Annotated in this window: 6 protein-coding genes; 5 read left to right on the forward strand and 1 reads right to left on the reverse strand. The window is 61.3% G+C overall.

Features of this window, described 5'->3' with window-relative positions:
- Positions 1 to 29: 29 nt before the first annotated feature.
- Genes pvdM through pvdO form a run of 3 tightly spaced genes read left to right on the forward strand, consistent with a single transcriptional unit; the run spans position 30 to position 3,564 of the window.
- Positions 30 to 1,379 carry a pyoverdine-tailoring dipeptidase-like protein PvdM gene (gene pvdM / locus NL123_RS18495; RefSeq protein ID WP_494356021.1) on the forward strand — a complete coding sequence of 450 codons (1,350 nt, stop codon included), beginning with the start codon at positions 30 to 32 and terminating at the stop codon, positions 1,377 to 1,379.
- Positions 1,380 to 1,397: 18 nt separating this feature from the next.
- Positions 1,398 to 2,669: a pyoverdine-tailoring periplasmic protein PvdN gene (pvdN, locus tag NL123_RS18500; RefSeq protein ID WP_494356022.1), complete on the forward strand. Its 1,272-nt coding sequence runs from the start codon at positions 1,398 to 1,400 to the stop codon at positions 2,667 to 2,669.
- A 34-nt stretch (positions 2,670 to 2,703) separates the two neighbouring features.
- Positions 2,704 to 3,564 carry a dihydropyoverdine dehydrogenase gene (pvdO, locus tag NL123_RS18505; protein WP_494356023.1) on the forward strand — a complete coding sequence of 287 codons (861 nt, stop codon included), beginning with the start codon at positions 2,704 to 2,706 and terminating at the stop codon, positions 3,562 to 3,564.
- 833 nt (positions 3,565 to 4,397) lie between these two features.
- On the opposite strand, the gene NL123_RS18510 is transcribed toward pvdO, so the two are convergent.
- Positions 4,398 to 5,228 carry a formyl transferase gene (locus tag NL123_RS18510; RefSeq protein WP_248487944.1) on the reverse strand — a complete coding sequence of 277 codons (831 nt, stop codon included), beginning with the start codon at positions 5,226 to 5,228 and terminating at the stop codon, positions 4,398 to 4,400.
- A gap of 201 nt (positions 5,229 to 5,429) precedes the next feature.
- On the opposite strand from NL123_RS18510, the gene NL123_RS18515 reads away from it, so the two are divergent.
- Together NL123_RS18515 and NL123_RS18520 are read left to right on the forward strand one after the other, a co-directional pair.
- Entirely contained in the window at positions 5,430 to 7,082 is a 1,653-nt protein-coding gene (locus NL123_RS18515) for a cyclic peptide export ABC transporter (protein ID WP_248487943.1), read from the forward strand.
- A gap of 99 nt (positions 7,083 to 7,181) precedes the next feature.
- Complete coding sequence (locus NL123_RS18520) at positions 7,182 to 9,623, forward strand: TonB-dependent siderophore receptor (RefSeq protein WP_494356024.1); 2,442 nt, start codon at positions 7,182 to 7,184, stop codon at positions 9,621 to 9,623.
- Positions 9,624 to 9,680 lie beyond the last annotated feature (57 nt).

Consider the following 9,680-nt stretch of genomic DNA (forward strand, 5'->3'; position numbering starts at 1 on the left):
AGCGAAGGCCTCAACTGACTGAGATGGCAATGACAAAACCACGTTCGAAAAAGGCGCTGTATATCGGCTTGCCGTTGGCACTGGCCATCGGCGCCGGGGCCGGTTTCCTGGCCTGGGATCACTGGTTCAAGGGCAATGCCGGTTACCCGTTGGAGGTGATCAAGCAGGCCAATGAAATGCAGGACCGGCTGTTGTCGTTCGACAGTCATATCACCGTACCCATCGATTTCGGCACCGCAGGCAACGAGGCGGACAGGGACGGCAGCGGCCAGTTTGACCTGGCCAAAGCGGCACGCGGGCGCTTGTCCGGTGCGGCGCTGACGATTTTCGGCTGGCCGGAAATCTGGAACGGCCCCAATGCCCCGCACAAGCCCACCGACGGTTTTGTCGAAGCCGCGCGCAACGAACAGGAAGTGCGCTACAAGATCATCAGCGGCATGGTGCGCGACTACCCCAACCAGGTCGCCATCGCCTACACCCCGGATGATTTCCGACGTCTGCATGGCGAAGGCAAATTCGCGATCTTTATCAGCATGCTCAACGCCTACCCGCTGGGCAACGACCTGAACCTGCTGGACCTGTGGGCGGCGCGGGGCATGCGCATGTTCGGCTTCAGCTATGTGGGCAACAACGCCTGGTCGGACTCGTCGCGCCCGCTGCCGTTTTTCAATGACTCCACCGACGCCCTCGACGGTTTGTCGGACATCGGCAAGCAAGCGGTGCACCGCCTCAATGACCTGGGAGTGATCATCGATGTATCGCAGATGTCGACCAAGGCCCTGGAGCAGGTGGCGCAGTTGAGCCGCACACCGATGGTCGCCTCCCACTCGGCGCCGCGTGCGTCGGTGGATATCCCGCGCAACCTGAGCGACAAAGAGCTGCAACTGATCAAGCAGAGCGGCGGCGTGGTGCAGATCGTGGGCTTCTCCGCCTACCTGCGCCCGTTGAGCCAGCCGACCCGGGACAAGCTCAATGCCCTGCGCGCACGGTTCGACCTGCCGCCCCTGCCCAACCTGGCCGTGGCCTTGATGCCGGGCGACGCGATCATCGCCGCCTGGCCGGAACACAAGTTCGGCGAGTACGCCAGCGCGCTGTACGGCATCCTCGATGAAGAACCCAAGGCCACCCTCAAGGACCTGGGGGACGCCATCGACTACACCGTGCGCAAGATCGGCATCGACCATGTCGGCCTCGCCTCGGACTTCAACGATGGCGGCGGCGTGCAGGGCTGGAACAACGTCGGCGAAATCCGCAACGTCACCGCCGAACTGATCCAGCGCGGCTACTCCGAAGCCGATATCGCCAAACTGTGGGGCGGCAACTTCCTGCGGGTGTGGGACCAGGTACAAAAATCCGCCAAGCCGTTGGCCAACCGTTAATCATCCAGAAGCCAGTCCATGACCGACCGCCGTACGTTCCTCAAGCAGGCCGGGGTATTTGCCGCCAGCCTGCCACTGGGCGCCGCCCTGCTGCCCCAGGCTATCGCCGCCCCTGCATCGAATGACCCATGGACGGGGTTCAAGCAACTGTTCAACCAGGACCCGGACTACCTGCATTTTTCCAACTTCCTGGTGGCCACGCACCCCAAGCCGGTGCGCGAAGCCATCGAGCGCTACCGCGCGCAGATCGACCGCAACCCGGGCCTGGCCATGGACTGGGGCCTGCAGGAAACCTGGAAACGTGAAGGCCAGGTGCGCGAATGGGCCGGTCACTACCTGAAGGCCACGCCGGCGCAGATCGCCCTCACCGGCAGCACCTCCGAAGGGCTGGCGATGATTTATGGCGGGATCAAGGTGCGGCCTGACCAGGAGATCCTCACCACCGTCCACGAACACTACGCTACCGAGTTCAGCCTGGACTTCCGGGTGCGCAAGGAGCAGACCCAGGTCCGCAAGATCAGCCTGTTCAAAAACGCCAACCAGGTGTCCGTGGACGAAGTGCTAGGCAATATCCAGCGCAATATCCGCCCCAACACCCGTGTACTCGGCATGACCTGGGTACAGTCCGGCAGCGGCGTGAAACTGCCCATCGGCGAGATCGGCAAGCTGGTGGAAGAACACAACCGCAACCGCGACGACAGGGACCGCATCCTCTATGTGGTGGACGGTGTGCACGGTTTCGGCGTGGAAAACCTCGACTTCCCGGACATGCGCTGCGACTTTTTCATCGCCGGCACCCACAAGTGGATGTTCGGCCCACGGGGCACCGGGCTGGTGTGTGCCCGCGACCCGCAAAACCAGTACGTGACGCCGATGGTGCCGACCTTCTCCGAAGACAAGGACTTCGCCACCACCATGACCCCGGGCGGCTATCACGCCTTCGAGCATCGCTGGGCGGCGGATGAGGCATTCAAGCTGCATCTGCAACTGGGCAAGGCGCAGGTGCAGACGCGCATCCACGCCCTGAACAGCGAACTGAAAGACCACCTGCTGGCGCACCCGCGTATCGAGTTGGTCACCCCGCGCAGCCCCGAACTGTCGGCCGGCTTCACCTTCTTCCGGGTCAAAGGCCAGGACAGCGATGCCATGGCCGACTACATGATGAAAAACCGCGTGGTGATCGACGCAGTGGACCGTGATGTCGGCCCGGTGATCCGCACTTCGCCCGGCCTGCTTAATTCCTCCGATGAGATCCAGCGTTTCATGACGCTGCTGGACCAACGGGTGTAATGCACCGCTTTTCCACTTTGAATGAGAGGACCCCATGAACAACCCCCTCACGGCATTGGCACTCACCGCCCTGTGCGGCGCCTTGCTGCCCAACCTGGCCCAGGCCGCCACGCCGCAACCCGGCAAAGTATTCAAGGACTGCAAAGACTGCCCGGAAATGGTGGTGCTGCCGGCTGGCACCTTCACCATGGGCACCCCCGAGGATGAAGTCGGCCGCGAGCCGGATGAAGGCCCGATGCACGAGGTGACCTTCGCCAAGCCGTTCGCCATGAGCCGTTTCCATATCACCTCCGGTGAATGGGACAGCTACATCCGCCAGACCGGCGTGAAGATCGCCGACGGCGACACCCGTCCCGGCCGTGAATGCATCGCCAGCAAGCCACGCTACCCCCAGGGCCCGCGCCAGCCGGCGGTGTGCATGGACATGGACGACATCAAGCAGTACGTCGCCTGGCTATCGAAGAAAACCGGCCAGCAGTACCACATGGTCAGCGAAGCCCAGCGTGAATACGCCGCGCGCGCCGGCTCCACCGGGCCGTTCCCCTTCCCGTTCGACGAGGGCAAGGACTACAGCATCGCCAAGCACGCCAACACCTATGGCCCGGCCGATGGCTACAGCTACTCATCGCCTGTGGGCAGCTACCCGCCGAATGCCTTCGGCATGTACGACATGCATGGCAACGTCTACGAGCGCGTGGCCGACTGCGAACACCCCAACTACATCGGCGCGCCCACCGATGGCAGTGCGTGGATGGAGCCGAACTGCGAGGGCTACATGATTCGCGGCAATGATTGGGGCGAGGCACCGGTGTTTTCACGCTCGGGCAACCGCAACAACATCTACCCGCAGACGCGGGGGGATTGGATTGGGTTCCGCGTCGTACGCGACCTCTAACCGCACTGGAAATCCATTTGTGGGAGGGGGCTTGCCCCCGATGGCGGTGTATCAGTCACTCCCGCCATCGGGGGCAAGCCCCCTCCCACATGTTTAACCGTGCCTGCTTTAGATTGCCTTGCCTTCAGCATGCGCGATGTGCGCGGGTTGGATGGGGTTTCGCGTCATGCGCGACCTCCAGGAACACTGGAAATCCATTTGTGGGAGGGGGCTTGCCCCCCGATGGCGGTGTATCAGTCACTGCCGCCATCGGGGGCAAGCCCCCTCCCACATGTTTAACCGTGCCTGCTTTAGATTGCCTTGCCTTCAGCATGCGCGATATGCGCGGATTGGATGGGGTTTCGCGTCGTGCGCGACCTCTAAGGACACTGGAGATCCATTTGTGGGAGGGGGCTTGCCCCCGATGGCGGTGTATCAGTCACTGCCGCCATCGGGGGCAAGCCCCCTCCCACATGTTCAACCGTGCCTGCTTTAGATTCCCTTGCCTTCAGCATGCGCGATGTGCGCGGGTTGGATGGGGTTTCGCGTCATGCGCGACCTCCAGGAACACTGGAAATCCATTTGTGGGAGGGGGCTTGCCCCCGATGGCGGTGTATCAGTCACTACCGCTATCGGGGACAAGCCCCCTCCCACATGTTTAACCGTGCCTGCTTTAGATTGCCTTGCCTTCAGCATGCGCGATATGCGCGGATTGGATGGGGTTTCGCGTCGTGCGCGACCTCTAAGGACACTGGAGATCCATTTGTGGGAGGGGGCTTGCCCCCGATGGCGGTGTATCAGTCACTGCCGCCATCGGGGGCAAGCCCCCTCCCACATGTTCAACCGTGCCTGCTTTAGATTGCCTTCCGGGCCAACAACGCCAGCCCTTCATGCAACGCCGGGAACAGGCTGTTGTTGAAGTTGTTCCAGCGCAACTCAAGGATGGTGTCGTCCGGCGCGATCTCTGTCTTGAGCACGTCGTGGAACACTTCACCGGAATCAATGCCGTTGTCCACGTAGTGAAACGAGGCACCGGTGAGGTACAGCGGCTCGGATGGCGTGGTGGCCTTGGTCGCCCAATCCGTGACCGTCAGCCCCCGCGCACCGTACAGCGCGTTCCAGGTGGCATAGGCGCCACGGCGCTCGTACGGCGATTCGATGCGGGTAATACCGGGGTGGATGTTCATGATGCGGCCGGCAAACGGCGCACCAGGGCGCACCAGCTCATCGAGGATCACCAGCAGGCCGTCGAGCACCACGATGTCCGCCTTCAATTCCACCAGCGTGTCGTGCAGGCGACGTTCGAAGTCCTGCTTGCCGGCGATGTGTTCCGCGCTGCCCCGTGGCAGGCGCCGATAGGTGGACGGCACGCTCAGCAGCAAGTCATTGACCAGGCGCCCCTGCACGCGCAGGTCGGCCGGGTACAGCCATTGGCTGCCCGGCTGGTAGGCGAAGCCGTAGTCGCGGACCAGTTGCTGGTCGCGCGGGTTCTGCTCGTCATCGTCATATACCACGCCCACCAGGTTGTAAGCCTCGCCCAGCGGCGTGTCGTTCAGGGCCCCTGCCAGGGATTCCAGCACCGACATCATGTAGCGCTCGTGGTCCTTGTAGGCCACTGGCTGTCCTGCCTTGTCGGCGGCGGCATTGCGCAGTGACCACACGTACACCAGATTCCTTTTCGTCATTGTTTCGCTCTCGCTGGATAAATCAGGCACGCGCCAAAACGCGTGCGGCTACTCCACAAGAACGAACCAGGCCCCGCCTAATTTATCCATCCCCGCCACCGCCGGGCACGCCGCGCTAAATAGTCACGCCAATCCTTCGTTTGTCATGGGTAAGGGTCTGTGTGCCCAGCCCCCTCTTTTTTCACTTTCCGGGAAGTATTTATGACCGACCCCAAGCGCGGCGCCTTCAAAGGTTTGCTCGCATTGCTCAGGCCCTTTCGCACCATCGTGACCGTCTCCGTCGCCCTGGGCATGGCCGGCGGCCTGGCCATCACGCTGTTGCTGGCGACCATCAACAACGCCTTGCACTCGTCCACCGGGATGACGCAGGGGGTGATTCTGACGTTTGCGGCGTTGTGTGTGCTGGCACTCACCAGCTCGATCGTCTCCGATATCGGCACCAACTATGTGGGCCAACGCATCATTGCGGCACTGCGCAAGGAACTGGGTGAGAAGGTGCTTTCGGCGCCCATCGAGCAGATCGAGCAATTTCGCTCTCACCGCCTGATCCCGGTGCTGACCCATGACGTCGACACCATCAGTGATTTTTCCTTTGCGTTCACGCCGCTGGCCATCGCGACTACCGTGACCCTGGGTTGCCTTGGCTACCTGGCGTACCTGTCGGTGCCGATGTTCCTGATGATGATCGTTGCCATCGTGATTGGCAGCAGCGTGCAATTCATCGCCGGGCACAAGGGCATCCGTGGCTTCGACGAAGCCCGCGACCAGGAAGACGAATTGCAACGCTACTACTCCGCGATTGCTTCCGGTGCCAAGGAGCTGCGCATCCACCGCCCACGTCGCTACCGCATGAACACCCACCGCATCCAGGAAACCGCCGACCGCATCAGCGATATCCAGGTGCGTTCGGTGAACATCTATATCGTCGCCAAGACCTTCGGCTCGATGCTGTTCTTCGTGGTCATCGGCCTGGCCCTGGCGATGCAGGCCTATAACCCGAACCCGGACCCCGCAGTGATCACCGGCTTCGTGCTGGTGCTGCTGTACATGAAAGGCCCGCTGGAGCATGTGGTTGGCTACTTGCCGATCATCGGCAAGGCGCGGATTGCCTTTGCGCGCATCACCGAGCTGTCCGACCGCTTCTCGTCACCCGAGCCGCACTTGCTCATGGATGGCAGCGAAGCCCCCACGCCGGTGGTCAACAGCCTGGAATTGCGCGGCGTGACCTACAGCCCGCCGCCGGTGGAAGGCAGCCAGCCGTTCCACCTGGGGCCGATCAACCTGAGCATCCAGCAGGGCGATATCGTGTTCATTGTCGGCGAGAACGGCTGCGGCAAGACCACCCTGATCAAGCTGTTGCTCGGTTTGTATCAACCCCACGCCGGAGAAATCCGCCTCAACGGCGAAACCGTGACCGACCCGGCGCGCGACGACTACCGTCAGCTATTCACCACGGTATTCGCCGACTACTACCTGTTCGATGACCTGGTACAGGGCAGTGCCACGCAGTCGCTGGACAGCGCCGCCAAGTACCTGGAACGCCTGGAAATCGCGCACAAGGTCAGCGTCAAGGACGGCGTGTTCAGCACCACCGACCTCTCCACCGGGCAGCGCAAGCGCCTGGCCCTGGTCAACGCCTGGCTGGAAGAGCGCCCGGTACTGGTGTTCGACGAATGGGCCGCCGACCAGGACCCGGCCTTCCGCCGCATCTTCTACACGGAACTGCTGCCGGACCTCAAGCGCCTGGGCAAGACGATCATCGTGATCAGTCATGACGACCGCTATTTCGATATTGCCGACCAGTTGGTGCGTTTGAGTGCCGGAAAAGTCGTTGCAGAACTGGAGCCCGCATAAATTTTTCCGGTTTATGCGAGTGCGAACGTCTCATATGCAGCAATGAGAATTAACCGCATTAAGTACCTATCTGCTAACATCTAAAAAGAGAAACAATCCATGCCAGTACGGCTTGCCCTCAGCCCGTTGAGCACCGCAGTCTCCATGCGACGGGCTTTGAAATTAAACGTTCTCCCCAGTGCCCTGGCCCTTGCGGTCAGCCTGCCAGTGGCGGGCTATGTTCAGGCGCAAGAGTTCGAATTGAACATCCCGGCGCAACCTTTGAGTACAGCGTTGCAGGTATTCGGTCAACAAACCAACCTGCAGCTCCTGTATAGCCCGGACACCGTCAAAGACAAACACAGCACCGCCGTCAGCGGCAAGATGGATCCGGTGCAGGCCATCGAACGCCTGCTGGCCGGTACTGGCGTGAGCTACAGCCTGCAGGGCAGCTCGATGATCATCAACGCACCCGCCTCCGGCACCGGCGCCTTGGAGCTGGGCGCTACCCAGATCAATGCCAACCAGTTGGGCACCATTACCGAAGGCACCGGTTCCTACACGCCAGGTACCATCGCGACCGCTACGAAGATGGTGCTGACGCCGCGTGAGACTCCGCAGTCGATTTCCGTCGTCACCCGCCAGACCATGGACGACTTCGGCCTGAACGGTATTGACGACGTGATGCGCCACACGCCAGGCATCACTGTCTCGACCTTCGACAGCGAACGAACCAACTACTATTCCCGCGGCTTCCCGATCCAGAATTTCCAGTATGACGGCGTACCCACTACGCGCAATGAGGGTTACTCGGCTGGCCAGACCCTCAGCGACATGGCTATCTACGATCGCGTCGAAATCCTCAAGGGCACCACCGGCCTGATGACCGGCGCCGGCGGCCCTGGCGGCACCATCAACCTGGTGCGCAAGAAGCCGACCGCCGAATTCCAGGGCCACGTAGGCCTGGGCGCGGGTTCATGGGACAACTACCGCTCTGAACTGGACGTGAGTGGCCCGCTGACCGATAGCGGCAATGTCCGCGGGCGCGCCGTTGTGGCGTACCAGGACAAGCATTCGTTCATTGACCACTACGAACGCAAGACCAATGTCTACTACGGCATCCTCGAATTCGACCTTTCCCCGGACACCCTGCTGACCGTTGGCGCCGATTACCAGAACAACGATCCCAAAGGATCGAGCTGGTCGGGCAGCCGCTCGCTTTTCGATGGTGTAGGCAATGAAATCAAGTTCGACCGTGGCTACAACAACGGGCCGAAGTGGAGCAGCTGGGGGCAATACAGCCGCAGTGTATTCGCCACCCTGGAACACGCCCTGGATAATGGCTGGATCGCCAAGGCCAACTACAGCAACCAGCTCAATGGGTACAACGCGCCATTGGGTTATGCGTCGCCGATCTCGGGCACTACCGACAGAACTGCAGTCTATGGTTCCAAGTTCACCGGCAAGACCATCAGCAACAACGGTGACTTCTACCTCTCCGGGCCGTTCAGCCTGGCTGGGCGCGAACATCAGTTGGTCGTCGGGTCCTCGGTGTCGCGTTCACACTGGGAAGGCAACGACTATTACGGCTATGAAGCGACCTATCGAGACAGCAACAATTTCCCGCTCTATGAATGGAACGGTGACAGCCTTGAACCACAATGGGGCCCTGCCCACGAAAAAGACGACATCACCCGCCAGGCCGCCGTCTACTTCTCGACCCGCCTGAGCATCACCGATGATCTGTCCGTATTGCTCGGCTCACGCCTGACCGACTACCGCCTGACCGGCACCAACGATTCGCGCGAAACCGGCAAGCTCATCCCGTATGCGGGTGTGGTGTATGACCTGAACAAAAATTTCTCGGTGTACGGCAGCTATACCTCGATCTTCATGCCGCAACAACTGCGGCCCGACCGCAACAACAAGATGGTCGAGCCAGACGAAGGCGAGAACTACGAGATTGGCCTGAAAGGTGAGTTCTACGACGGCCGCTTGAACGCCAGCCTGGCCTACTTCGAGATCCATGAGTCCAATCGTGCCGAGGAAGACACTGAGTACAACAACAATATGCCGGCCAACTCGCCTGTCGAGTGGGCCTACAAGGGCGTCCAGGCCACAACCAAGGGCTATGAAGCCGAGATCTCAGGTGAACTGCTGCCGGGCTGGCAAGTGCAGGCGGGCTACACCCACAAAGTGATCCGCGATGACGACGGCAAGAAGTTCTCCACCTGGGAACCTCAGGACCAGCTGAACTTCTACACCAGCTACAAGCTGACGGGCGCGCTCGACAAACTGACCCTCGGCGGCGGCGCCCGCTGGCAGGGCGAGGCCTGGCAGGACGTCTACAACCGCGGCAAGAGAGTGACCCAGCGCTTCTCCCAAGACCCGTACTGGCTGGTTGACGCAATGGCGCGCTACCAGATCACCAAAAACCTCTCGGCCTCGGTGAACGTCAATAACGTGTTCGACAAGCGCTACTACACCAACATCGGGTTCTACACCTCGTCCTACGCCGGCGACCCACGCAACGTGATGTTTTCGACCCGCTGGGACTTCTGACCCTACACCGGCCCCCCCTGACACCCTGAGCAGGCAACACCTGCGCAGGGTGTTTTT

This window comes from Pseudomonas sp. FBCC-B1565 (genome assembly GCF_059133265.1).